Source organism: Actinomadura sp. 9N407, assembly GCF_044326315.1.
In the GTDB taxonomy this organism is placed as follows: domain Bacteria; phylum Actinomycetota; class Actinomycetes; order Streptosporangiales; family Streptosporangiaceae; genus Spirillospora.
The window spans coordinates 77,147-100,003 of record NZ_JBIRAW010000031.1; the positions used below are offsets into that span (position 1 = coordinate 77,147).

23 protein-coding genes are annotated in these 22,857 nt (G+C 70.6%); 12 read left to right on the forward strand and 11 right to left on the reverse strand.

What is annotated here, in order from left to right; translation table 11 throughout:
• Window positions 1-34: 34 nt before the first annotated feature.
• Entirely contained in the window at window positions 35-808 is a 774-nt protein-coding gene (locus tag ACH34Q_RS36145) for a hypothetical protein (protein ID WP_395987662.1), read from the reverse strand.
• 395 nt (window positions 809-1,203) lie between these two features.
• Here ACH34Q_RS36145 and ACH34Q_RS36150 point away from each other — a divergent pair, with 395 nt between their 5' ends.
• The gene (locus ACH34Q_RS36150; RefSeq protein ID WP_395987663.1) at window positions 1,204-1,686 is read left to right on the forward strand and encodes a CarD family transcriptional regulator; all 483 of its coding nucleotides are present in this window, start codon (window positions 1,204-1,206) and stop codon (window positions 1,684-1,686) included.
• A 31-nt stretch (window positions 1,687-1,717) separates the two neighbouring features.
• Entirely contained in the window at window positions 1,718-2,269 is a 552-nt protein-coding gene (ispF, locus tag ACH34Q_RS36155) for a 2-C-methyl-D-erythritol 2,4-cyclodiphosphate synthase (RefSeq protein WP_395987664.1), read from the forward strand.
• Between the two features lie 91 nt (window positions 2,270-2,360).
• On the opposite strand, the gene ACH34Q_RS36160 is transcribed toward ispF, so the two are convergent.
• On the reverse strand, window positions 2,361-3,206 hold the full coding sequence (locus tag ACH34Q_RS36160; RefSeq protein ID WP_395987665.1) for a DUF2637 domain-containing protein: 846 nt from the start codon (window positions 3,204-3,206) through the stop codon (window positions 2,361-2,363).
• A 402-nt stretch (window positions 3,207-3,608) separates the two neighbouring features.
• On the opposite strand from ACH34Q_RS36160, the gene ACH34Q_RS36165 reads away from it, so the two are divergent.
• The 4 genes from ACH34Q_RS36165 (at window position 3,609) to rlmB (ending at window position 7,459) form a co-directional block, all read left to right on the forward strand.
• Window positions 3,609-4,163, forward strand: coding sequence for a DUF6585 family protein (locus ACH34Q_RS36165; protein WP_395987666.1), 555 nt, complete (start codon window positions 3,609-3,611; stop codon window positions 4,161-4,163).
• Window positions 4,164-4,183: 20 nt separating this feature from the next.
• Window positions 4,184-5,617, forward strand: a complete 1,434-nt coding sequence (cysS, locus tag ACH34Q_RS36170; protein ID WP_395987667.1) for a cysteine--tRNA ligase — start codon at window positions 4,184-4,186, stop codon at window positions 5,615-5,617.
• A gap of 118 nt (window positions 5,618-5,735) precedes the next feature.
• Complete coding sequence (locus ACH34Q_RS36175; protein WP_395987668.1) at window positions 5,736-6,341, forward strand: Clp protease N-terminal domain-containing protein; 606 nt, start codon at window positions 5,736-5,738, stop codon at window positions 6,339-6,341.
• Between the two features lie 206 nt (window positions 6,342-6,547).
• On the forward strand, window positions 6,548-7,459 hold the full coding sequence (gene rlmB, locus ACH34Q_RS36180) for a 23S rRNA (guanosine(2251)-2'-O)-methyltransferase RlmB (RefSeq protein WP_395987669.1): 912 nt from the start codon (window positions 6,548-6,550) through the stop codon (window positions 7,457-7,459).
• A gap of 104 nt (window positions 7,460-7,563) precedes the next feature.
• Here the strand turns inward: rlmB and ACH34Q_RS36185 are convergent, their stop codons facing one another.
• Together ACH34Q_RS36185 and ACH34Q_RS36190 are read right to left on the reverse strand one after the other, a co-directional pair.
• The gene (locus tag ACH34Q_RS36185; RefSeq protein WP_395987671.1) at window positions 7,564-8,292 is read right to left on the reverse strand and encodes a response regulator; all 729 of its coding nucleotides are present in this window, start codon (window positions 8,290-8,292) and stop codon (window positions 7,564-7,566) included.
• Window positions 8,289-9,275 carry a HAMP domain-containing sensor histidine kinase gene (locus ACH34Q_RS36190; protein ID WP_395987672.1) on the reverse strand — a complete coding sequence of 329 codons (987 nt, stop codon included), beginning with the start codon at window positions 9,273-9,275 and terminating at the stop codon, window positions 8,289-8,291. The genes ACH34Q_RS36185 and ACH34Q_RS36190 overlap by 4 nt, the downstream gene beginning before the upstream one ends.
• 373 nt (window positions 9,276-9,648) lie before the next feature.
• Here ACH34Q_RS36190 and ACH34Q_RS36195 point away from each other — a divergent pair, with 373 nt between their 5' ends.
• Both ACH34Q_RS36195 and ACH34Q_RS36200 read left to right on the forward strand, forming a co-directional pair.
• The gene (locus tag ACH34Q_RS36195; RefSeq protein ID WP_395987674.1) at window positions 9,649-9,996 is read left to right on the forward strand and encodes a TraR/DksA family transcriptional regulator; all 348 of its coding nucleotides are present in this window, start codon (window positions 9,649-9,651) and stop codon (window positions 9,994-9,996) included.
• A gap of 225 nt (window positions 9,997-10,221) precedes the next feature.
• The gene (locus tag ACH34Q_RS36200; protein WP_395987675.1) at window positions 10,222-11,076 is read left to right on the forward strand and encodes a rod shape-determining protein; all 855 of its coding nucleotides are present in this window, start codon (window positions 10,222-10,224) and stop codon (window positions 11,074-11,076) included.
• A 25-nt stretch (window positions 11,077-11,101) separates the two neighbouring features.
• Here ACH34Q_RS36200 and ACH34Q_RS36205 read toward each other — a convergent pair whose 3' ends face one another.
• The 6 genes from ACH34Q_RS36205 to ACH34Q_RS36230 form a co-directional block, all read right to left on the reverse strand.
• Entirely contained in the window at window positions 11,102-12,085 is a 984-nt protein-coding gene (locus tag ACH34Q_RS36205) for a glycine betaine ABC transporter substrate-binding protein (protein WP_395987676.1), read from the reverse strand.
• A 27-nt stretch (window positions 12,086-12,112) separates the two neighbouring features.
• Entirely contained in the window at window positions 12,113-12,901 is a 789-nt protein-coding gene (locus ACH34Q_RS36210; protein WP_395987677.1) for an ABC transporter permease, read from the reverse strand.
• Window positions 12,898-13,989 (reverse strand): ABC transporter ATP-binding protein, encoded by a 1,092-nt coding sequence (locus ACH34Q_RS36215; RefSeq protein ID WP_395987678.1) that lies wholly within the window; start codon window positions 13,987-13,989, stop codon window positions 12,898-12,900. Before ACH34Q_RS36215 ends, ACH34Q_RS36210 begins: the two co-directional genes overlap by 4 nt.
• Entirely contained in the window at window positions 13,986-14,630 is a 645-nt protein-coding gene (locus ACH34Q_RS36220; protein WP_395987679.1) for an ABC transporter permease, read from the reverse strand. The genes ACH34Q_RS36215 and ACH34Q_RS36220 overlap by 4 nt, the downstream gene beginning before the upstream one ends.
• Before the next feature lie 122 nt (window positions 14,631-14,752).
• Window positions 14,753-15,895, reverse strand: coding sequence for an acyl-CoA dehydrogenase family protein (locus tag ACH34Q_RS36225; protein ID WP_395987680.1), 1,143 nt, complete (start codon window positions 15,893-15,895; stop codon window positions 14,753-14,755).
• A gap of 46 nt (window positions 15,896-15,941) precedes the next feature.
• Window positions 15,942-16,979, reverse strand: coding sequence for an aldo/keto reductase (locus ACH34Q_RS36230; protein WP_395987681.1), 1,038 nt, complete (start codon window positions 16,977-16,979; stop codon window positions 15,942-15,944).
• Window positions 16,980-17,157: 178 nt separating this feature from the next.
• Here ACH34Q_RS36230 and ACH34Q_RS36235 point away from each other — a divergent pair, with 178 nt between their 5' ends.
• Window positions 17,158-18,801: a class I adenylate-forming enzyme family protein gene (locus ACH34Q_RS36235; RefSeq protein ID WP_395987682.1), complete on the forward strand. Its 1,644-nt coding sequence runs from the start codon at window positions 17,158-17,160 to the stop codon at window positions 18,799-18,801.
• Between the two features lie 52 nt (window positions 18,802-18,853).
• Here ACH34Q_RS36235 and ACH34Q_RS36240 read toward each other — a convergent pair whose 3' ends face one another.
• Window positions 18,854-19,675, reverse strand: a complete 822-nt coding sequence (locus tag ACH34Q_RS36240) for an ATP-binding protein (RefSeq protein ID WP_395987683.1) — start codon at window positions 19,673-19,675, stop codon at window positions 18,854-18,856.
• A gap of 119 nt (window positions 19,676-19,794) precedes the next feature.
• On the opposite strand from ACH34Q_RS36240, the gene ACH34Q_RS36245 reads away from it, so the two are divergent.
• The 3 genes from ACH34Q_RS36245 to ACH34Q_RS36255 all read left to right on the forward strand — a co-directional run bounded on the left by ACH34Q_RS36245 (window position 19,795) and on the right by ACH34Q_RS36255 (window position 22,801).
• Complete coding sequence (locus ACH34Q_RS36245) at window positions 19,795-20,607, forward strand: helix-turn-helix domain-containing protein (protein ID WP_395987684.1); 813 nt, start codon at window positions 19,795-19,797, stop codon at window positions 20,605-20,607.
• Complete coding sequence (locus tag ACH34Q_RS36250; RefSeq protein ID WP_395987685.1) at window positions 20,607-20,795, forward strand: DUF397 domain-containing protein; 189 nt, start codon at window positions 20,607-20,609, stop codon at window positions 20,793-20,795. The genes ACH34Q_RS36245 and ACH34Q_RS36250 overlap by 1 nt, the downstream gene beginning before the upstream one ends.
• Before the next feature lie 260 nt (window positions 20,796-21,055).
• Window positions 21,056-22,801: a protein kinase gene (locus tag ACH34Q_RS36255; RefSeq protein ID WP_395987686.1), complete on the forward strand. Its 1,746-nt coding sequence runs from the start codon at window positions 21,056-21,058 to the stop codon at window positions 22,799-22,801.
• Window positions 22,802-22,857: the final 56 nt, after the last annotated feature.

Sequence of the window (22,857 nt, forward strand, 5' to 3'; positions counted from 1 at the left end):
GCGCGCGTAGCACGGACGGACGGGAGCGCGCGTGCTAGCCGAGTGCCTTGATCTTTTCGGTGAGCTCGCGGCCCGCCTGGGGGGAGTGGATGACGTCCGCGACGACGCCGTCCGGCTGGACGAGGACCGCCGTCAGCCCGGGCTTTCCTTCGGGTCCGGTCCCGATCGATCCGGCGGTGGGGCCGTACGTGCCGGCGAGCAGGCTCTGCGTGTCGTCGATGACCGTGGGCGTACCGGTGTGCGCCGTACCGGCCAGGGCCTTCAGGCCGCGCAGCGTCTCGTCGGCCGGGATGGTGGCCTCGCGGCGGTCGGCGGCCAGCCAGAAGTTCAGCTGGAACTGCGTGGCGGGGCCGGCCAGCGCGGCGACCATGCTCTCGCAGGCACAGCCGGGCGGCACGATGCCGATCACGCCGGGACGCAGCTCGCGCAGCGCCTTGGGCCTGCGCTCCTTGCCGATCTCCGCGACCTGGCCCTCGGGCAGGTAGCCGCCGACGCGTCCCGGTCCGGCGGAGGGGTGCGGGGCGAGCAGGGCGGCGGTGGGACGCGGCGCCGGCCGCGGGCCGAACACCGTCATGAGCGCCCCGCTGATCAGCGCGACCAGGAGCGCGCCCGCGATGATCGGGATGGCCACCCCGTAGCCGCCGAACGGGCCTAGGACCTTGCGGGTGCGCTCGCGGCGCCGCCTGCGCCGCTCCTCGCGGCGGTAGGCGTCCACGTCGCGGTCGAGCTCGCGGGCGTCGTCGGGCACCACGACGTCGACTCGGGGGAGCCCGTAGTCATCGGGCTCGGGGTCGCCGTCCGGCCTCACGCCGCACCTCCTCCTCGCTCCGCCTCCTCAGCTCCGCGCAGCACCGGTTTCCACCCGAACCGGTAGTACCGACCGGTGCCGCACCTTCCCTCTCGGTCCGCGCCGTACCCCTTCGCGCTCGGCGGGGTTCCGGGTTTCCCCCCTTCTGGGCGCTTCGTACCCACGCGGCCGGGCACGCTCACCTTCCAGTATGAGCCGCTTCGCGCGTTCCGGCAGGATGCCGGCGGAAGGCCTTTCCGATCATGTTTCGGGACTCCAACAAGTCCGAAATGCACCTTCCATTGGCTTTGTCAAGACCCCAATAAGTGGGTTGACCTGCGCAAATGCCCTTAACGCCGGTACGGTCACCGCCGGGCTCGTGGTACTCTGGTAGTAGCGGAAGGGGTACTTGTCACATGACTTTCCAGGTCGGCGACACCGTCGTCTACCCCCACCACGGGGCTGCTCGAATCGATGCCATCGAGACTCGCACCATCAAGGGTGAGGAACGGATCTACCTGGTGCTGAAGGTCGACAAGGGCGACCTGACGGTGCGGGTTCCAGTGGAGAACGTCGAGGACGTGGGCGTTCGGGACGTCGTAGGCCAGGAAGGGTTGGAGAAGGTGTTCGAGGTGCTGCGCGCACCGTACACCGAAGAGCCCACCAACTGGTCGAGGCGTTACAAGGCGAATCTTGAGAAGCTCGCCTCCGGCGACGTCAACAAGGTCGCCGAGGTCGTCCGCGACCTGTGGCGGCGCGATAAGGAACGCGGCCTGTCCGCCGGCGAGAAGCGGATGCTCGCCAAGGCGCGGCAGATACTGGTCAGCGAGCTCGCGCTGGCGGAGAAGACCAACGAGGACAAGGCCGAGGCTCTCCTCGACGAGATCCTCACGGGCTGAACCGGCCGAGTTGAGCGAGCTGCTACCACGGGTGGGCGTCGGAACCGACGTCCACCCATTTGTATCCACCGAAGACGTGTCCAGTGAAGACTGGGCCCGTGCAGGTAGGGCTGGTGCGGACCGGGCTGGTGCAGACCGGGAACGGGGCCAGGACCGTCCGCTGTGGGTAGCGGGCCTGTGCTGGCCGGGCGAGGGGCAGGGCCTGTCGGGGCATTCCGACGGCGATGTCGCCGCCCATGCCGCCTGCGACGCCCTGCTGTCGGCCTGCGGACTGGGCGATCTCGGTGCCGTGTTCGGTACGGCCGACCCGCGCTGGTCCGGTGCCTCCGGGGCCGACCTGCTCGGCGAGGTGGCCCGGCTGGTCACCGAATCCGGGTACCGGATCGGCAATGTGGCGATCCAGGTGATCGGCAACCGTCCCAAGATCGGCAAACGCCGGGCCGAGGCCGAGAAGGTCCTGAGCGAGGCCCTGGGCGGCGCCCCGGTCAGCGTTTCGGCGACCACCACTGACGGCCTGGGCCTCACCGGCCGCGGTGAGGGCCTGGCCGCGATAGCCAACGCCCTGGTCTTCCCCACCGCCTGAGCCCTGCCCTCTCTGCCCTCTCTGCGTCGCCCCTGTGTCCGCGCTGCCCCTCTGCGCTCGTGCGGGCACGTCGGTGTCGGCATGCCCGCGTTCACTCGGCGGGCGGGACGGGAGAGCTGCGCAGGGAGCCGGACGGCGGGTCCTTGTCCCAGTCCCAGATCGGCAGGTCGCCGTCGTCGTCACCGGCGTCGGGATCCTCCGCACGATCAGCGGCCGGGACCTCCGGCTCGCCGTCGGCACCCGCGGGGCCGTCCAAGGTGATCGGCATGATCATGTCCGGCTGGGTGGTGTTGGCGCGCACCCCGTCGGCGCGTACCCCGTCCGTGCCGGGCCTGCGGGCGACCTCGACATCGGACGGCAGCAGCGCGAGCGGCGGCGGCGTCGGCCTGGCCTGCTCGGCGTGCTCGCCGGGCGGGATGACGGTGACGGCGGCGGCGTCGCCCCCTGAATTCCCTTCGGCAGCGGGCGCGGGCGCGGGGGCGAGACGGCCGGGACGGGCCTGCCGGAGCTGCTTGATCATGCGGAGCCAGAGCCAGACGGCGATGATCAGCATCAGGTGCGGGGCCACCGCCACCCCGGCCCGTACCGGGTCGCGGGGCAGCGAGCCGAAGCCCCACAGTGCGTGCTGGACGGAGATCGCGGCCGTACCGGCGACCAGGAGTAGCAGCAGGGCGCCGCGGAGCCAGCGGGACCACCAGCGGGCGCCGCGGGCCACGATCAGGGCCAGCACGGTCATCACCAGCAGCGCGTCGACCATGATCGGGTACGCGGGCGCCCAGCGCCTGCTCGCCCGGCCCGCCACGGCGAAGTCGCGCAGCAGGTCGAAGGTCAGCACGAACGCCCCGGCCGCCAGGACGGTCACGGCGAGGCCGGCGGCGACGGCGAGCAGCGCCGGGGAGCGGTGCTTTTCGGGCAGGGCAGGGGGATCAGCGGGCATCGGCTCGTCTCCGGGGGTGGGGTCTCCAGAGGGAGGTTAACCAGCCGGGCGGGCGGATTCTCCTACCTTCGCGGGGTGGCGCGCGATTGGCCGACAGGTTCCGGCCACTGCGGCCCGGTCCGGCCCCGACCGGCCCCGACCGGCCCCGACCGGCCCCGACCGGCCCCGACCGGCCCGGACCGGCGGCGCGACGGCACGAAGATCATGAATACGCCCGGACACGGCCCCCGAACCGCGGGCCGACGCGCTAGCGTCATACGGATTTCGTCAACCAAAGAGTCGGGTAGTCGCATTTCCATGTCCTTTCCCCCCTCGGTCCTGGAACAGGCGTCCGATCGCAAGCTCGGAGAGCCGGTCCGGGCCTTCGACGCACGCGTCGGCCTTCAGCGCGTAATGACGTACTTGTCCGTCCGGCGTGGTGGCTCGTCCATCCGGCGGGGTGGCTACCGGTCCATCTACCTGTTCACCGGCGGTCTCGTCCTGGACGAGGGCGGCGGGCGGCGCTCGGCCTATCTCTGGGACGACCTGGTCTCGGTGACGGTCTCGGGTGTACGGCACGCGGACCGCAAGCGGACCAGCTACCGGTTCACGGTCACGGCCGCGGACGGCGGGCAGATCCGGCTGGGCGATGAGCTGCCCGACGCGCGCGAGCTCGGGGAGAACGTCACCACCGAGGTGGCCCAGCGCGTGCTCCCCGGCTATGTCGAGCGGATCGAGGCAGGCGAGAACGTGCGGGTCGGGCCGTTCGAGGTGGGCCAGGACGGCATTCGCAGGGAGGACGAACTCGTCCCTTGGCCGGCGGTGGACGAAGTGGACATCGACAACGGAATGGTCGTCGTCCGTACGCATGACGGTGTCCAGTCCTTGTCCGCCATCGCGTCCCAGGTACCGAACGCGGTCGCCTTGATCAAGCTGTGCCAGGGACTGAGCGACGAAGATGCCGTCACCCCGTACTAGAAATCCAATAGCCTGATCCCGTGAGCCTGCGCCTTTACGACACCGGTACCCGTACGATCCGCACGTTCGAGCCCCTGGAAGAGGGCCGCGTGGGGATGTACGTGTGTGGTGCGACACCGCAGGCGGCACCGCACATCGGGCATCTGCGCTCGGGCGTCATCTACGACGTGCTGCTGCGCTGGCTGCGCCGGTCCGGGTACGAGGTGACGTTCGCCCGCAACGTGACCGACATCGACGACAAGATCCTCACGATCGCCCGGGAGCGGGGCGTGCCGTGGTTCGCGGTGGCCGAGGGCAACCAGCGGGTCTTCACCGCCGGGTACGACGCGCTCGGCTGCCTGCCGCCGACGATCGAGCCGCGCGCCACCGGGCACGTCCCGGAGATGATCGTGCTGATGCGGCGGCTGATCGAGCGCGGGCACGCCTACGCGTCCGGCGGCGACGTCTACTTCGACGTCCGGTCGTGGTCCGGGGAGTACCTGCCGCTGTCCAACCAGCGGCTGGAGAACATGCGCTCGGCCGGTGACACGCCGAACGAGGACTGCAAGCGCGACCCGATCGACTTCGCGCTCTGGAAGGGCGCCAAGCCGGGCGAGCCGTCCTGGGAGACGCCGTGGGGCGAGGGCCGTCCCGGCTGGCACCTGGAGTGCTCGGCGATGGCGACCAAGTACCTCGGCCCCACGTTCGACATCCACGGCGGCGGCGTCGACCTGATCTTCCCGCACCACGAGAACGAGATCGCCCAGTCGCAGGCGGCCGGGGACGGGTTCGCCCGCTACTGGCTGCACAACGGGCTGCTGACGGTGGACGGCGAGAAGATGAGCAAGTCGGTCGGCAACGTCGTGCTGCTGCCCGAACTGCTCGGCAAGGCCCGTCCCGCCGAGATCCGCTACTACCTGGTCTCCGCCCAGTACCGGTCGCTCATGGACTACACCGACGCCGCGCTCGCCGAGGCGGTGTCGGCGTACCAGCGGATCGAGGGCTTCGTCACCCGGGCCGCCGAGCTGATCGGCGCGGGCGAGGCGGGCACGGCGGGCGAGGCGGGCACGGCGGGCACTGAGTCCGCCGAACTGCCCGAGGCGTTCGTCGCGGTGATGGACGACGATCTCGGCGTACCGCAGGCGCTGGCGGTCGTGCACGACGCCGTACGGGAGGGCAACAACGCCCTGGCGTCCGGTGATCTGGACGCGGTACGGGGCGCGCTGGCCTCCGTACGGGCGATGACCGGCGTGCTCGGCCTCGATCCGCTGTCGGAGCAGTGGTCGCGGGCGGGCGAGGACGATCTGCGGCCGGTCGTGGACGCGCTGGTCGCGGTGGCCCTGGAGCAGCGGCAGGCCGCCCGCAAGCGCAAGGACTACGGCGCGGCCGACGCGATCCGCGACGGGCTTGCCGAGGCCGGGATCCTGGTCGAGGACACCCCGAACGGGCCGCGCTGGGAGCTCAAGCACAGCTGAGCCTGGGCTTTCTTCGGGTGAGACCCGCGTTCCCTCGGGGATGTCCTCGTCGCCGCCGGGCGCGGGGGCGTACGGTCGGATGATCCGCTGCGATCGATCCCCATGAGGTGATCACGCGATGTTCGAACGGTTCACCGACCGGGCCAGGCATGCCGTCGTGCTGGCTCAGGAGGAGGCCCGGCTGCTGGGCCACGACTACATCGGCACCGAGCATCTGCTGCTGGGGCTGCTGCGCGAGGACGGCGGGGAGGTACCCGCGGCGCTGGCGCCGCTGGAGATCGACCTCGCCGCCGTCCGGGCCAAGGTCGAGGAGATGGTCGGCGAGGGCACCGCCGACGCGTCCGGGCACGTCCCGTTCACTCCGCGCGTCAAGCGGGTCCTGGAGCTCAGCCTGCGCGAGGCGCAGCGGCTCGGCCACGAGTCCATCGACGCGGGGCACATCATGCTGGGCCTGCTGCGCGAGGGGCAGGGCCTGGCGGCCCAGGCCCTGGTGGACCTGGGGGCGAGCCTGCCGGCGCTGCGGGAGGCGCTGTCGCGCGCCCTGGGCGGTACGCAGGGGCCCGAGCCTCCCGAGATGCCGGAGATGCCGGGACGCGGGCAGGGCGTCCGAGCCAGGCTGGACACCGTCGACGGGCGGCTGGCGTCGATCGAGGACCGCCTGGAGGGCCTCGAACGCGCCATCACCCGGCTGACCGAGCGGCTCGACCCGCCCGCCGGCGGCTGACGGGCGTTCCACCCTGAGCCGACCGCGCTGGGCCGAGCATGCTGAGCCGAGGACTCTGGGCCGACCGCGCTGGGCCGACGACCCTGAGCCGACGACCCTCGGCCGACCGCGCTGAGCCGACCACTCTGCGCGGCACCTAAAATTGGATGTTTGGGGGCGTCCGCCGATGTGCCGCCCTGCGACGGAGCACGAGGGGCGTACGGAAGATGGCCAAGCGACAGGGGAAGGGTCCTACTCCCAAAGCCGAGGACCGGCACTGGCACGGCAAGCGGCAGAAGGCCCGCGCCGTCAAGAGCTCCAAGCGGACCGGCACCCCGACCGTGGGCCCGGGCAGCCGCCCCCAGGCCACCGAGCCCGCCAGGACGGGCCGTCCGGCCGGCGCGCGCCGCGCCAGCGGTGAGACCCCGGAGCTGGTCACCGGCCGCAACCCGGTGGTCGAGGCGCTGCGGGCCGGGGTGCCCGGCAGCGCGCTGTACGTGACGACCGACACCGACGACCGCGTCCGCGAGTCGATCCAGCTGGCCGCCGACCGCAAGATCCCGCTGCTGGAGACCGGCCGCAACGAGCTGGACCGGCTCACCGACGGCTCGGTCCACCAGGGCATCGCGCTCCAGGTCAGGCCGTACCGCTACGCCCACCCCGACGACCTGCTCAAGGGCAAGGCCCCGCTGATCGTCGCGGTGGACGGCATCACCGACCCGCGCAACCTCGGCGCGATCGTGCGGTCCGCCGCCGCGTTCGGCGCCAGCGGCGTCGTGGTCCCGGAACGGCGCGCCGCGGGCGTGACCGCCGGTACCTGGAAGGCCTCGGCCGGGACCGTCGCCGCGGTGCCGGTCGCGCAGGCCACCAACCTCGCCCGGCAGCTCAAGGCGTACCAGAAGGCGGGCTGCTTCGTGGCCGGCCTGGACGCCGACGGCGGCACCGCCGTCGGCGATCTCGAGGTCGCGGCGGGCCCGTTCGTGCTGGTCATCGGCTCGGAGGGCAAGGGCCTCGGACGGCTGGTCGCCGACACCTGCGACCTGCTGGTCACGATCCCGATGCCGGGCAAGGCCGAGTCGCTCAACGCCGGGGTGGCCGCCGGGATCGCGCTGTACGAGATCTCCCGGCTGCGTTCCTGAGCGCTGCGCTGTGTTCCTGAGCGCTGCGCGCAAGAGTGGGGCGGGGCTCAAGAGGGGCAGGGCTCAAGAGGGCCAGGGCTCAAGAGCGGGTCAAGGATCAGGGATCAGGGCTCGATGAGGCCGGTGCGGATGGCGTACCGGGTGAGTTCGAGCCGGTCCTTGAGCCCGAGCTTGGCCAGGATGTTGGCGCGGTGCCGTTCCACCGTCTTGACGCTGATGTAGAGCGTGTCACCGATCTGCCGTGAGGAGTGGCCCTCGGCGACCAGTTTCAGCACCTCCTCCTCGCGCGGGGTGAGGACGGTCTCCGGGGCGCCCCCCGACCTGGCCTGCTCCAGGTACGAGCGGATGAGCGCGGTGACGGCGCCCGGGTACAGGAACGGCTCGCCGCGCATGGCCGCCCGGCAGGCGTCGATCAGGTCGCGGTCGGCGAGGGACTTGAGCACGTATCCGGCGGCACCGGCCTTGAGGGCCTCGAAGAAGTACTGCTCGTTGTCGTGCATCGTCAGGATCAGGATGCGCAGTTCCGGCTGGACCCGGGCGAGCTCGCGGGCCGCCTGCAGGCCGGTCAGCCGGGGCATCGCCACGTCCAGGATCGCCAGGTCGGGCCGGGTGGCGCGGGCCAGCTCCACGGCCTCGGCGCCGTCCCCGGCCTCCGCGACGACCTGCAGATCGGGCTCGTTGTCCAGGATCAGCCGGATGCCGCGGCGTACCAGGGCATGATCGTCGGCCAGCAGGATCCGGATCGGCGCCGCCGCCCGGCTCGCCCCCGTCGGCCCGCCTGCCCCGCCCGGCCTGCTCGGCTCGTGTGGCCTGCTCGGGTCGTGCTCGGTCATGAGGCCCCTTGCTCGGTCGGCGTCGGTGTCGGCGTCGTCGTTGGAGGAAGTGGTACGCGCAGGGTCACCCGGGTACCGTCCCCGGGACGTGAACGGATGGTGAGCCGCGCGCCGATCAGCAGGGCCCGTTCCCGCATCCCCCGGATCCCGGCGCCCTCCGGCGTACGGTCCATTCCCGCGCCGTCATCGGTGATGCTCAGGACCGCGCCGTCCCCGTCCGCGATGAGCTCCAGGACGGCCGTGGAAGCGCCGGAGTGGCGGGCGGCGTTGGTCAGGCTCTCCTGCGCGATCCGGTAGAGCACCAGCTCGATCTGGGGGCTCAGCGGCGGCAGGTCGGGTTGCAGGTCCCGGCGGACCTTCAGCTCGGTGTGCGCGTCGAACTGGTTGGTCAGCGCGGCCAGCGCGCTCATCAGCCCGAGGTCCTGCAGGACGCCGGGACGCAGCCGGTGCACGATCGTGCGCACCTCGTCCAGGCTGTCGCGGGTGATCTCCTGGACCTGGCGCAGGTCCGGGCGCATGGACTCGGGGGCCTGGCCGGTGAGCCGCTTGAGGTCCAGCAGCACCGCGGTCAGGCTCTGCCCGATCTCGTCGTGCAGCTCCTGCGCGATCCGGCGCCGCTCGTCCTCCTGGGCCGACAGCGCGCGGGCGTTGCTGAGCCCGCGCTCGGTCTCCAGCCGGTCGAGCATCTGGTTGAACGTGGCGATCAGCGCGGCCATCTCGGCGCTGCCGCCGACCGGCAGCCGCTGCCCGGGCTGGAGCAGGTCGATCGTGGTCATCAGCTGGGCCAGCCGGCCGAGCGGGGCCAGCCCCCAGCGCAGCAGCGCGGCGTTGGCGGCCAGCATCGAGCCCGTACCGGCGATCAGGACCACCGCCTCGGTGAGCCGGATCGGGGCCGAGACCGTCCAGGGCCCGATCATCAACAGGATGGTCGCGACCACGCCCACCAGGGCGTTCAGCCAGAACACCCGCCAGAACAACCGCATCGCCCTGGGTTCTCCTCGTCGTCTGTGTTCCCGGTCACGGCCCGGGGACGGGCGGCGCCGCTTCACCGTAGGCGACGGGCGCCGCCACCGGGACCGGCCGTTCGCCGCGTTCCCCCTCTACACGTTCTCTTCCCATCGAAATGGGTGCCGGGCCCGATGGTGGAACCGGGCGCCATGGCCGATGGTGAAGAAGGAGCCATCCATCCCGGATGGCTCGTGCTCGTCCGTGCCGTACTCGTTAAGCGACGTTCCCACCTCGCGGGGAACGGGGTACGGCTCGGCGGCCCCGGCCCCTACGCCCTGGGGGGCCGGGGCCATCTCAGTTCAGGCCGGATTTCGTCCGGCCTCAGGACGGCTGAAAGGGGTGTGTCGCATGACCGCGAACGCGGAACACGGTGTCACCGAGGAGTTCGCGCCTGGAGGTGCGGGCGCCAGGGAGGCGCACCGGCGCCTCGAGGACGAGCGGCTGGCTCGCGCCTCGCAGCTGTCCGACCTGGAGCGGTCGGTCGAGCAGACGCCGCTGGACGAGGTGGAGCAGTCGGACCACACCCGGCTGGACAACCTGCGCGCCAGCCTGAAGGAGATCAACAGCGCCTTCCGGCGGCTCCAGGACGGGACCTACGGCAAGTGCGAGGGCTGCACGAAAGCGATCCCGCCGGGACGGCTCGAGATCCTCCCGTACGTCCGCTACTGCGTGGGCTGCCAGCAGCGGCTCCGCTGAGTCCCCGCCCCCTCTGACCAGGATCCCCTGCCTGCCCGTACGGGGATCCTGCCGCTGCCGGGCCCGGACGGCTCCGCCGACCCGTGATCGGCGGGGCCACCCGGACCCCCGGGCCCGGCAGCACCCTTCTCGTTCCCAGAAGGCTCGATGAAGGCTCAGGAGGCTCGGGATGCCCGGGAGGGGCGTCGGAGGCTCAGGGGAGTCGATGAAGGCTCAGGAGGTTCGATGAAGTCGGAAGGTTCGCTGAATGCCGGCCGGCAGGCCGCCCTGGATCTGGGCAGCAGCCGTACCCGCGTGATCGTTCCCTCTGGCGGCGTGATCGTCGATCAGCCGTCCCGGCTGGGCGGCGCGCCGGTGACCGGCCGCCGCTCCGGCCGCCGTTCCGAGGGCGACGTGAACGGGCGGTGGCCGATCCGGCACGGCGTCGTGGCCGACGCGTCCGGCTGTACCCGCCTGACCCGCCGCGTGCTGGGCGACATCGCGACCGGCATCCTGACCGGTACCGCGACCGGTACCGAGGCGGTGCGGAGCGCCGAGGCCCCGGACGGTACGGGGCTGGACGAGGTGCTGCTGGGCGTGCCGGTCACCGCGACGCCGTCCCAGCGGAACGTGGCGGCCGTGGCCGTCGAGGCCGCCACCGGCTGCCCGGTCACGGTGATGGAGGCCCCGCTGGCCGCCGCGATCGGCTCCGGGCTGGACGTGGCGGGCCCGCGACCCCGGCTGATCATGGACATCGGCGCCGGGGTGGTCGAGATCGTGGTGATCGCCCATGGCCGGATCCTCGGGGCCCGGGCCATCCAGTACGAGCCGCAGCACTCGGCCGGGCGCCCCCGTCCCCACATCCCCGACCACGTCCTGCAGCAGATGGCGGACGTGGTGCACCGGGTCATCGGCGACCTGCCGTCCGGTACCCGGCCCGCGGTACGCCGAGGCGGGCTGGTCCTCACCGGCGGCGGTGCCCGTACCGCCTCCCTGCCGGGCCGCCTGACCACCGACATGCGGCTGATGGTCAGCGTGGCCCCGGACCCGGCCTGGGCGACCGTACGGGGACTCGCCCGGATGTGCGCGCGCCCCGCATGAGGGATCCCGCCGCCGGCGGGATCCCTTACTTGCCGATGAAGCCCTTGGACTTGAGCCAGGCCTCGGCGACCGCGGCGGCGTCCTTGCCCTCGATGTCGACCTGGGCGTTGAGGTCCTGGAGCACGGGGTCGGTCAGGGCGGCCGCGATCGGGCCGATGACCTTCTCCAGGGCGGGGTGTTCCTTGTAGACGGTCTCGCGGACCGTGAGCGCGGGGTTGTAGATGGGGAAGAACTTCTTGTCGTCGGCGATGACGGTCAGGCCGAGCCCCTTGATCCGCCCGTCGGTGGTGGTGACCATGCCGAAGGTGCAGGGGTCGCGCTTGGAGATGCTGTTGTAGATCGCGCCCTCGGCCAGAGTCGCGAGGTCGGCCTTGGCGACGGTGAAGCCGTAGGCCTTCTGCAGGCCGGGGAACCCGTCGCTGCGGGCGGCGAACTCACTCGCCACGCACATGGAGGCCTTGGCCGGGTCGGTGTCCACGAGCTTGGCGTAGTCGGACAGGGTCGTGACGCCGAGTTCCTGTGCGGCGGCGGTCTTGGCGGCGATGGCGTAGGTGTTGTTGGCCGTCGTCGGTGCGAGCCACTTGACGTGGTTCTGGCTCAGGTCCTGCTGGGCGACGGCCTGGTACTGCTTGGCGGAGTCCGGGATCGGCTTGGTCTGCTTGAGGTAGTTGGTCCAGGCCGTCCCGGTGTACTCCCAGTACATGTCGATGCTGCCCGAGGTCAGCGCGGCGCGGGTGGTGTTGCTGCCCTGGAGTCCGCACTTCTCCTTGACGGTCGCGCCGGTCGAGCGCAGGGCGAGGCTGGTGATCCCGCAGAGGACGAGCTGCTCGGTGAACTCCTTGGACCCGACGGTGAAGGTGGCGCCCTTCAGCGCGCCGTCCTTGGCGAGGGTGCCGGGCTGGGCGTCGGTGGTGCCCGAGCTGAAGCACCCCGCGGTCATGGCGGCGAGGGAGAGGGAGAGGGCGGCGGCGGCGACGGTCAGGGGGCGGCGGCGGGAGGGCAAGCTCATGATCGTTCTCCTCGGGGTGGGTGGCGGTCAGAGCCCGCGCGGGCGCAGGACCCGCTCGACGAGGCCGATGAGCCAGTCGGCGGCCAGCGCGAGCACGGCGGTCAGGACACTGCCGGTGAGCAGGATCGGGGTGCGGTTGAGCGCGATCCCGGTGTTGATGAGATCGCCCAGCCCGCCGGCGTTGGTGAACGCGGCCAGCGCCGCGGTCCCCACGTTGAGGATCACCGCGACCCGGACGCTGGCGAGGATCACCGGAACCGCCAGCGGCAGTTCGATGCGGAACAGCACGGCCGTCTTGGTCAGTCCCAGGCCGCGGCCGGCGTCGATGTACGCGGGATCGACCCCCCGCAGGCCGACCATGGTGTTGCGCAGTACGGGGAGCGCCGACACGAGGATGAGCGCGATCACCGCCTTCTGGAACCCGATCCCGACCGTGACCGCGAGGATCACCAGGACCCCGATGGACGGGACGGCCTGGCCGATGTTGGCGACCGCCAGCACCGGCGGGCTCAGCCAGCGTGACCAGGGCCGGGTGAGCAGCACCCCGAGCGGGATCGCCACCGCGAGCACCAGGCCGGTGGACACCGCGACGAGCTGGATGTGCTCGATGAAGCGATCCGTGATCACCTGCCGGTTGATCGACCGGCGTTCGATGACGTCCAGGTCCTGCCCGCGCAGGTAGAGGAACAGGGCCCCGCAGGCCACGAGGAGGATCGCCGGTGTCGCCAGGGTGCCCGCCGCGGAGTACCAGGCGGGCGCGGCGGCCGGCGTTCCCTTCTCCGATGTCCGCTCGTCGAGCATGGTGACCACGCTCATCGCGGGCCGCCGTTCCGCCGGTCCGGGGCTTCGGCGGGCGACGCCCCGGCGGCGCCGTCGGGGATGCCCTGCACGATGGCCGACCAGGAGAGCGCGCCGACGGGCCGTCCGCTCTCGTCGAGGACGGTCGCGCCGTCATCGCCGGCACGCAGCATCGCGTCGAGCGCCTCGTACAGGGTCTGGTCCACCCGTACCGTGGCGGAGTGGCCGGCACCCTTGTCGGCACCGTCGGCACCGTCGGCACCGGTACCGCCGTGGACGGCCCGCACGGGTTCGAGGTCGATCGAACCGACCGGCACCAGGCGCAGCCGGCGCATCGCGGCACCGGAACCGACGAAGGACGTGACGAACGCGTCGGCCGGCCTGGCCAGGATCTCGGCGGGCGTGTCGTACTGGACGAGCCGCGCCTGCGGGCCCAGGATCGCGATGCGGTCGCCGAGCTTGAGCGCTTCGGAGAGATCGTGGGTGACCAGCACGATGGTCTTGCCGATCTGGGCCTGGAGGTCCAGGAACGCGTCCTGCAGCCGTTCGCGCGTGATCGGGTCGATCGCGCCGAACGGTTCGTCCATGAGCATCGCGGGCGGGTCGGCGGCCAGGGCGCGGGCGACCCCCACTCGCTGCTGCTCCCCGCCCGAGAGCTCCTTGGGATGGCGGCGGCGGTACGTCGCGGGTTCGAGGCCGACCATGTCGAGAAGCTCGTCGACGCGGGACCGGATGCGCTTCTTGTCCCACCCGAGGGTCCGGGGGATGAGGCCGATATTGTCCGCGATCGTCATGTGGGGGAACAGGCCGACCTGCTGGATGACGTAGCCGATCCGGCGGCGCAGCTGGGCGGGGTCGGCCTGGGTGACGTCCTCGCCGTTGAGGTAGATCCGGCCCGAACTCGGCTCGATCAAGCGGTTGATCAGGCGGAGGGTGGTGGTCTTGCCGCAGCCGGAGGGCCCCAGCAGGACCACGATCTCGCCTTCGCGCACGCTGAGCGACAGGTCGGAGACCGCGGGCGCGGACTGGCCGGGGTAGCGCTTGCCGACCCCGTCCAGCCGGATCATCACCCCGGCCGGCGAAGCGGTGGCGTCAGGCTCGGTCATCGGATTCCTCGCGAGATGGTGAGGCGGGACAGGGCGACGAAGAGAAGGTCCAGCACGAGCGCCAGCAGGGCGACGCCGAGCGTTCCGGCGAGCGTGTCGTTGAGCGCGTTCGCCCCGCCGATCCGGGCCAGCCCGATGAAGATGAGCTCGCCCAGACCCGGACCGGCGACGGCGGCGGCGATCGCCGCGATCGCGACGGTCATGATCGTGGCGACCCGCACGCCGGTGAGCACGATCGGCCACGCCAGCGGCAGCCGGATCCGGACCAGGCGGCTCAGCCGGCTCAGGCCCATGCCGCGGGCCGCCTCCTCGACCGCGCCGGGCACCGACTCCAGGCCGGTGATGGTGTTGCGCAGGATCGGGAAGACCGCGTACAGCACCAGGGCGGCGATCGTGGGCGCCAGGCCCAGCCCGAACAACGGAATGAGCAGGCCGAACAGCGCGAGCGAGGGAATGGTGAGCATCGTGCCGGTCAGCCCCAGGGCCAGCCGGCTCGCCAGCGGATGGCCTTCGACGGCGATCCCGATCCCGATCCCGAGCACGGTCGCGATGCCGATCGCGATCAGGACGACCTGCGCGTGCTCGAACATCATCTGGGCGATCGTGGGCCAGCGGTCGGAGAGATACTCGGGGAAGCTCATCGGGAGCTCTCGTCTGCCATGGCCATGAGCTTGCCCGTATGGTGATCAATACCGCAAGCAGGGTGTAATCGGGTGAGACCGAATCGTTCGGTATCCCGGCCGTGGTTCGGCGGGCCCGTGGTTCAGCGGGACAGGTGGCGGGAGATCACCAGGCGCTGGATCTGGTTGGTGCCCTCGAAGATCTGCATGACCTTGGCCTCGCGCATGAAGCGCTCCACCGGGAAGTCGCGCGTGTAGCCGGCACCGCCCAGGACCTGGACGGCGTCGGTGGTGACCTTCATGGCGTTGTCGGTGGCGATCAGCTTGGCCACCGACGCCTCCCGCCCGTACGGACGGCCCGCGTCCTTGAGCCGCGCCGCCGACAGGTAGGTCGCGCGGGCCGAGTCGACCGCGGCGGCCATGTCCGCCAGCACGAACGCCAGCCCCTGGTGGTCGATGATCGCCTTGCCGAACGCCTCGCGCTCCTTGGCGTACGCGACGGCGTGGTCGAGCGCCGACTGCGCGAGCCCGGTCGCGACCGACGCGATGCCGAGCCGTCCCGCGTCCAGCCCGGCCAGGGCGATCGTCAGGCCCTGGCCCTCCTGGCCGATGAGGTTCCCGGCCGGGATCCGTACGCCCTCCAGCCGTACGGTCGCGGTCGTCGAGCCCATCAGGCCCATCTTGTCCTCGGGCTGATCGAACTCCAGGCCCGGAGTCCCCGCCGGTACGTGGAAGCACGAGATGCCCCGCGCGCCGTCGTCCGACGTCCGGGCCATCACCGTGTAGAAATCGGCCTTGCCGCCGTGCGTCGTCCACGCCTTGGCGCCGTTCAGGACGTAGGAGTCCCCGTCCCGTACGGCCTTGGCCCGCATCGCCGCCGGGTCGGAGCCCGCGTGGGCCTCCGACAGGCAGTACGCGCCGAGCCGTTCGCCCGAGAGCATGTCGGGCAGCCACGCTGCGCGCTGCTCGTCCGAGCCGTACGCGAACAGCGGGAAGCACGACAGCGCATGCACGCTGACGCCGACCCCGACGCTCGCCCACGCCGTTCCGATCTCCTCCAGGGCCTGCAGATAGATCTCGTACGGCTGGTCGCCGCCGCCGAACTCCTCCGGATACGGCAGCGACAGGAGCCCCGCCCGGCCCAGCGTCGTGAACACCTCGCGCGGGAACGCGCCGGCGCGCTCGGCGTCGTCGACGCGCGGTGCCAGCTCCTTGCCCGCGATCTCGCGGGTGAGCGCGATCAGGTCCTCGGACTCGGAGTTGGGCAGGTGCCGGGTGGCGGGCATGCGGGGCTCCTTTCGCCGGGCGACACGATACGTCCGTCGGCGAGCTTCAGCGGCGCCGGTTCTCCGGCCGGAGCGAGGGGTCGCCGGTCATGTGGCCGATCCCGGCGATGTCCTTGCCGGGCCGGACGACCTCGTCGATCGCGTCGAGGGTGGCGGTGTCGAGCGTGATGTCGGCGGCGCCCAGCAGCCCGTCGAGCTGCTCCATCGTCCTCGGCCCGATGATCGTGGACGTGATCGCGGGATGCGCGTCCACGAAGCCCAGGGCCAGCTGGGTGAGCGAGATCCCGGCCTCGTCGGCGATCTGGACGAGCCGCTCGACGGCGTCGTACCGCACCGGGGTGCTCGGGTCCTCCTCCAGGGCGTGCCCGCGGCGCCGTGCCATCGCGCTGTCGTCGGCGTACCGCGACCCGCTCGGTGCCTCCTGGCCGCGCCGGTACTTGCCGGTCAGCCAGCCACCGGCCAGCGGGCTCCAGGGGATCACGCCCATGTCGTGCCGCTCGCAGGCGGGCAGCACGGCCTTCTCGATCGAACGGGCGAAGATCGAGTACTGCGGCTGCTCGCACACGAACCGCTCGGTGTTGCGGCGCCGCGCGGCCCACTGGGCTTCGACGATCCAGTCCGCCGGGTACGTGGACGATCCCAGATACAGGACCTTGCCCTGCCGGACGAGATCGGTCAGCGCCGAGAGGGTCTCCTCCACATCGGTGTTCCAGTCGTGCCGGTGCACCTGGTAGAGGTCGATGTGGTCGGTGCCGAGGCGCCGCAGGCTGTCCTCGACCGCCTGGACGATCCAGCGCCGCGAGCCGCCGCGCTGGTTGCGCTCCTCGCTCATCGGCGTGAAGCACTTGGTCGCCAGGACGATCTCGTCCCGGCGGTCCTTGATGGCCTTGCCGACGATCTCCTCGCTCTCGCCCCGCGAGTAGACGTCGGCGGTGTCGATGAAGTTGATCCCGGCGTCCAGCGCCCTGCCGATGATCCGGGCACAGTCCTCGTGGTCCGGATTGCCGAGCTTGCCGAACATCATCGAGCCCAGGCACTGGCTGCTGACCTCGACACCGGTACGGGCGAGCTTGCGGTACTGCATCGTTGACGTGCTCCTTCGTTGGCCCGGCTCCACCAGGGCCTCCCGCCGTTCGCGACGGCCGGGGCCCATGACCATGATCCGGCGTTGACTACCCTTCTGGGGTGAACAGTCTGGATTAGTCGTTGAATCTGCTAAGTCGTTAGAACCTGAACGTTCGCTCAGTCACGAGGGGGTCCACTTGCCCGACTCCACCTCCCGCCCCTGGCTCCGGCTCTACAGCCCCGCCCGTCCCGCGTCCCTCGTCCAGGAGCACCGGACGATGACGGAGCTCTTCGAGGCCACCGCGGCGGCGGCCCCCTGGCGCACCGCGCTCCACTACTTCGATGGCGCCCTCACCTACTCCGAGCTGAACGAACGTTCCGACTCCCTCGCGGTCGCCCTCGCCGAGCGGGGCTTCGCCCCGGGCGACGCCCTCGCCCTCTATACCCAGAACGACCCCGCCTTCGTGGTCGGCCTCCTCGCCGCCTGGAAGGCCGGCGGCAAGGCCGTCATGGTCAACCCGATGAACAAGGCCCGCGAGCTGGCCCACCTCCTCACCGACTCCGGCGCGACCGCGCTCCTGTGCCTGGACACCCTCTACACCGAGGTCGCGCACGCCGTCCTGCCGGGAACATCGGTGACCACGACCGTCGCGTACTCGGCCCTGGACGGCCAGACCCGCGACGACCCCCGCCTCTTCGACGGCATGGAACGCGCCATCCCCGACGGCACTCTCGACCTCGAACAGGTCTTCACCACATACCGGGGCAAGAAACCCGCCCCCGCCCTCCCCGACGGCGACGACGTGGCGGTCCTCTCGTACACCTCCGGGACGACCGGAGCCCCCAAGGGCGCGATGAACACCCACGCGTCCATGGCGTTCAACTGCCAGACCTACCGCGAGTGGACGGCCCTCACCGAGACCGACCGCATCCTCGGCCTCGCACCGCTGTTCCACATCACCGGCCTGATCGGGCACGTCGGCGCGGCCCTCCTGACGGGCTGCCCGCTGATCCTCGCCCACCGCTTCGAGCCTTCGGTGATGCTGGACGCCATCCGCGAGCACCACCCCACGTTCACGGTCGGCGCCATCACGGCGTTCATCGCCCTCACGTCCCGGCCGGACGTCTCCAAGGACGACTTCGCCTCGTTCCGGATCGTCTACTCCGGCGGCGCCCCGATCGCCCCCGCCGTCCACGACCGTATCCTGGACGACACCGGCGTCGACATCCACAACATCTACGGCCTCACCGAGACGAACTCGCCGACCCACGCCGTACCGATGGGCCGCCGCGCCCCCGTCGACCCCGCCACCGGCTCCCTCTCGGTGGGCGTCCCCGTCTTCGACACCCTGTCCCGCATCGTCGACGACGAGGGCGAGGAGGTACGCCCCGGCACGATCGGCGAGATCGTCACCTCCGGCCCCCAGGTCGTCCCCGGCTACTGGAACGACCCCGTCCCGTTCCCCGGCGGCGAACTCCGTACCGGCGACGTCGGCTTCATGGACCACGAAGGCTGGTTCTACGTCGTCGACCGCAAGAAGGACATGATCAACGCCTCGGGTTACAAGGTCTGGCCCCGCGAGGTCGAGGACGTCCTCCTTGCCCACCCCGACGTCCAGGAGGCCGCCGTCATCGGCGTCCCGGACGACTACCGAGGCGAGACCGTCAAGGCCTTCGTCGTCCTCCGCCCTGGCGCGTCCGCCACGCAAGAGGACCTGATCGAGCACTGCCGCACCCAGATGGCGGCGTACAAGTACCCGCGCTCCATCGAGTTCCTCGACACCCTCCCCAAGACCATCTCAGGCAAGACCCTCCGCCGCGCCCTCCGCCCCCCAGGTTGACTCGTGGCGTGTTCGCCCTTCCCACGTCCAGATGAGGCGAACACGCCACGAGTCAACCGGGTCTGGCGGCTATTCCACGGCCTCGAGTTTCCTCGTACCGGCGTACGAGAGACTCGGCCACGTCGTGCAGGTCGACGATTGGGCGGCGGACACGGGAACCGCTGGAGTCGGTGAAACTGAGGTGTCCTGGTTCCACCCACACGTTCACCTCATCCCTCACCTTCTCTCTCGTTTCCTCCTTGCGGAGACGGATGCTCAGCAGGGATACGGACCTGCCGTGGCGGTAGGTGACGTCCTCGATCCCGCACGAGATCAGCGTGGACGCCAGGTGCCGGGCGGCCAGCATGGGCGGGGCAGTGGTCCGTGCGTCGGGCCATGGGCCGGGCAGGGCGAAGACGGCCCAGACGGCCTTTCCCGGAACGCCGCCCGTGCATAGTCGGGATCGCGACAGGTGCGCCCCCCATCCGTCGGCCACCGCGCCGACGATCCCGATACCCCTGCCGTGCTCGTCGAGCAGACCGTGTGGAGTGGTGTCCGGCCAGGACGACCGGCAGCTGTCGAACACCGACACCACCAGTTGCCGTACCGGCCTGGTCCTGGCCCACACCCAGAGCTCGGGCGGGACGATGGGGGCGGACGGGACGGCGCGGAGTCCGTGATGCAGCGCATTGGTGGCCAGTTCGCTGGCTACCAGGGACGCGTCGTCGACGATGTCACGGCCCAGGCCCATGGTCGTCAGAGCGATCTGGACCAGCGATCGGCCGATCGAGGCACAGCCGGCATCGGCGGGCAGCCGCCACGCACACATACCGCCCTTCGCGATATCGGCGACATGGCCGTCGATTACATGTCCGGGCTGCACTTTCTGTTCCATTTTGTACGCTCCCTCGCAGGTCAGAGGTTCCTTTCTTTGCGTCACAGAGTGCGTCGCCCGGCCTACTCTTTGCAGAGTTCTTCGCAACTCCTGCAACTCACGGAAAGTCGGAGGCAAGGATGAGTCACAAGCCGTCACCGGACCCGAAGTCCTCGATGTGGGGCCTCATCGCCTACTACCTGCGGTTCTGCCGTCTACAGCGCAACCTCACGGGCGACCTGATGGGCGAGATCCTGAGCTGCTCGAAGTCCACAGTTTCCCGACTGGAGACCGGCGCCCTGCAGTTGGAAGCGGCTCAGGCTATGGCCATCGATCGGCACTGGAATACGGGTGGGATATTTTCCATACTTGTCTGGTATGCCACACTTGGTCACGATCCGAACTGGTTCTGCCAGTACCTCGGCCTGGAGGAACGGGCTTCGCTCATCAAGGTCTGGGAGGCAAATCTGGTCCCCGGACTTCTGCAGACCCCCGAATATGCCAGGGCCGGTCTCTCCACGGGCATCGTCGACGATGTAGAGGCGGCCGTCGAAAAGCGCTTGGCGCGACAGGCGATACTGGAGCGTGCGCAACCGCCGATGATGTTGTTCCTTTTGTCGCAGAGCCTGCTTGAGCTTCCATGTGGCGGGGTGCGGGTAATGAAGGAGCAACTCGCCCATATTGGTGAAATATCACACCACTCCAGCATTGGCGTGCGAGTAGTCCCCAAGTCAGTAGGACACCACCCGGGGCTGGATGGAGCCTTCATGATGATGGCGCTGGCCGAGCCGCACATGGTTGTGGCTTATGTAGAAGCACCGGGCGGAGGGAGGCTCGTCTCGGGAGCCACCGAAGTAGCCGCCTATACGCTACGTTATGACCAGATAGGGCAGCATGCACTGCCCGAAGGGCTATCGCGAGATTTGATCAAGAGGATCATGGAGGACATGTAGTGAGTCCCGTATGGCGCAAGAGTCGCAGGAGTACCAACCAGGGCGGGGCGTGTATCGAGGTTGCCGCGCTCTCCCGTGCCGTAGGCGTCCGTGACAGCAAGAACCCTGACGGCGGCCACTTGGCCCTCACGCCCGACCGATTCGCAGCACTTCTTTGGCGGATCAAGGACAATTCTCTAGAGTTGTAGCGGTAGCCCGTGCCGTCAGGGAATGCAGGAGTGTCTCCTTGGTCCCTTGGGCGGTGTATACGGCTTTCCCTGTGCCGGTCGCCCATCGTGGCGACGATGACACCGTGGTGAACGCGGGCAAGGAACAGGTTGCCGTGGGTCGGCAGACTGCACACCCCTGGCAGGGGCGGCCTGCACCACCAGCGCCCCGGATCTGGCGGCCGGAGGGGTCCATCGATCGTCGATGTGCCAGCGGCGAAGATGATCAGTAGCTTGGGGCCGTGATCAATGGTGAACGGGTGCTCGCCGACCGGTACGTCCTGTCGGATCGTCTCGGCAGTGGCGGCATGGGAACCGTGTGGCGCGCGGCGGACCGGCTCCTGAACCGCACCGTCGCCGTGAAGGAGATGCATCTCCGGGCCACCGGCGAGCAACTTGCCAAACACGCGGCCCGGGCGCACCGGGAGGCGCATGCCATCGCCCGGATATCTCATCCGAACGTCGTCAACATCTACGACCTCGTGAACGAGAACGAGCGGTTGTGGCTGGTGATGGAGTTCGTGGACGGGCCCTCGCTGAAGGAACACGTCGCCGCCGCCGGCCCGATGAGCCCCTCCGACGTCGCCGGGATCGGTCTGCAACTTCTCGCCGCACTGGAGGCCGTGCACGCCGCCGGTGCACTGCACAGGGACATCAAACCGGGCAATGTCCTGCTGCGCCCCGACGGCAGGGTGGTGCTCTGCGACTTCGGTATCGCGGCCTTGACCGGAACCGACTCGCTCACCGCGACCGGCGCGGTGGTGGGTTCCTTCGGGTACTTCGGCCCGGAAAGGCTGACCGAGCAGCCGGAGGGACCGCCCAGCGACCTGTTCTCCCTCGGCGTCACGTTGTGCGTGCTCCTGTCCGGCCGTTCCCCGTTCGCTCGCCCGAGCACCGCCGGCATGCTGCATGCCGTCGTCCGGGAGGAACCGGAGATCCCGGCCGCCGCGGGGCCGCTGCGCCCCGTACTCGAGGCGCTGCTGCGGAAGCAGCCGGCCGATCGTCCTTCCGTCGCGGAGACGAGCGATGTCCTGCGGTCCCTCACCACGACGGCGCCGGCCGCGTACGCCGTTCCCACGGGGGCGGGGGAGATCGGTGCAGTTCCGCGGCGGAGCCACCGCCGTCTCGTTCTGGCCGCGCTGTCGGCCGTTCTCCTGCTCGCGGTCGTCGCCACCGCGGGCGTGCTGGCGACCCGCTCGGGGAACGACGGCGACGCGGCGGGCGCGGTGAGTCCGCCGCCACCATCGGCGAGTCCCGGCTCCACGGGCCCGACGGGCCCGACGCCCATCGACGCGGTCATGCCCGTTCCGGACGACCCGGACCTCAACGCTCCGAGCGGTTACTGGTTGTTCTCCGGCGGCCAGTACGTCCGAGCCCGTATCTCGGCCTCGGGCTACCCGGTCCGGCAGGGCCTGCCGGCCGCATCGCCATTGCGAGCTTGGGGCGGCGCGTTCGAGAGCCTGCCCGGGTTCCGGGACAGGATCGACGCGACGCTCCGCGTTCCCGGCTCTCGAAACGAGTACTGGGTCTTCTCGGGGAACCGGTACCTCAGAATGCGGGCCCCCGGCGCCGGTGCGGCGTCCGGTGGCGCGCTGGTGGCGGGTCCGAGGCCGCTCAGCGACTGGGAGAGCGTCTTCGGAGACCTGCCGGACGACGGCATCGATGCCGTGATGCGGACCCCGGACGACCCGGAGCAGTACTGGGTGTTCGCGGGCGACCAGTACGTCCGTACCTCGCTGGACGGCGAGGGACCCGGCGGCAGCGTCACCTACGGTCCGTCGGGGCTCGGCGGGTGGGCCGGCACCCTGGAGAAGTTCTCGGGATCGCAGCAGGGGATCGACGACGCGATTCCCGTACCGGGCACCCGGAACGACTACTGGATCTTCTTCGGTACGCAGTACATGAAGATCCGGGTCACCGATGTCGCGTACGACGACACGGTGGTCGAAGGCCCCAAGCTCCTGCTCGACTGGACCGCCCTCCGCTGACCGGGCCCGCGGTCGGCCGGGGCGGCGGGGAAGCGGGGGCTCGTCGGCATTGGATG

Bases quoted from the DNA above. Each gene is read 5' to 3' on its own strand.
- ACH34Q_RS36150 (WP_395987663.1), top strand. From the start codon at position 1,204: ATGACTTTCCAGGTCGGCGACACCGTCGTCTACCCCCACCACGGGGCT.
- ACH34Q_RS36160 (WP_395987665.1), bottom strand. From the start codon at position 3,206: ATGCCCGCTGATCCCCCTGCCCTGCCCGAAAAGCACCGCTCCCCGGCG.
- ACH34Q_RS36175 (WP_395987668.1), top strand. From the start codon at position 5,736: ATGTTCGAACGGTTCACCGACCGGGCCAGGCATGCCGTCGTGCTGGCT.
- rlmB (WP_395987669.1), top strand. From the start codon at position 6,548: ATGGCCAAGCGACAGGGGAAGGGTCCTACTCCCAAAGCCGAGGACCGG.
- ACH34Q_RS36185 (WP_395987671.1), bottom strand. From the start codon at position 8,292: ATGACCGAGCACGACCCGAGCAGGCCACACGAGCCGAGCAGGCCGGGC.
- ACH34Q_RS36190 (WP_395987672.1), bottom strand. From the start codon at position 9,275: ATGCGGTTGTTCTGGCGGGTGTTCTGGCTGAACGCCCTGGTGGGCGTG.
- ACH34Q_RS36195 (WP_395987674.1), top strand. From the start codon at position 9,649: ATGACCGCGAACGCGGAACACGGTGTCACCGAGGAGTTCGCGCCTGGA.
- ACH34Q_RS36200 (WP_395987675.1), top strand. From the start codon at position 10,222: ATGAAGTCGGAAGGTTCGCTGAATGCCGGCCGGCAGGCCGCCCTGGAT.
- ACH34Q_RS36205 (WP_395987676.1), bottom strand. From the start codon at position 12,085: ATGAGCTTGCCCTCCCGCCGCCGCCCCCTGACCGTCGCCGCCGCCGCC.
- ACH34Q_RS36210 (WP_395987677.1), bottom strand. From the start codon at position 12,901: ATGAGCGTGGTCACCATGCTCGACGAGCGGACATCGGAGAAGGGAACG.
- ACH34Q_RS36215 (WP_395987678.1), bottom strand. From the start codon at position 13,989: ATGACCGAGCCTGACGCCACCGCTTCGCCGGCCGGGGTGATGATCCGG.
- ACH34Q_RS36220 (WP_395987679.1), bottom strand. From the start codon at position 14,630: ATGAGCTTCCCCGAGTATCTCTCCGACCGCTGGCCCACGATCGCCCAG.
- ACH34Q_RS36225 (WP_395987680.1), bottom strand. From the start codon at position 15,895: ATGCCCGCCACCCGGCACCTGCCCAACTCCGAGTCCGAGGACCTGATC.
- ACH34Q_RS36230 (WP_395987681.1), bottom strand. From the start codon at position 16,979: ATGCAGTACCGCAAGCTCGCCCGTACCGGTGTCGAGGTCAGCAGCCAG.
- ACH34Q_RS36240 (WP_395987683.1), bottom strand. From the start codon at position 19,675: ATGGAACAGAAAGTGCAGCCCGGACATGTAATCGACGGCCATGTCGCC.
- ACH34Q_RS36245 (WP_395987684.1), top strand. From the start codon at position 19,795: ATGAGTCACAAGCCGTCACCGGACCCGAAGTCCTCGATGTGGGGCCTC.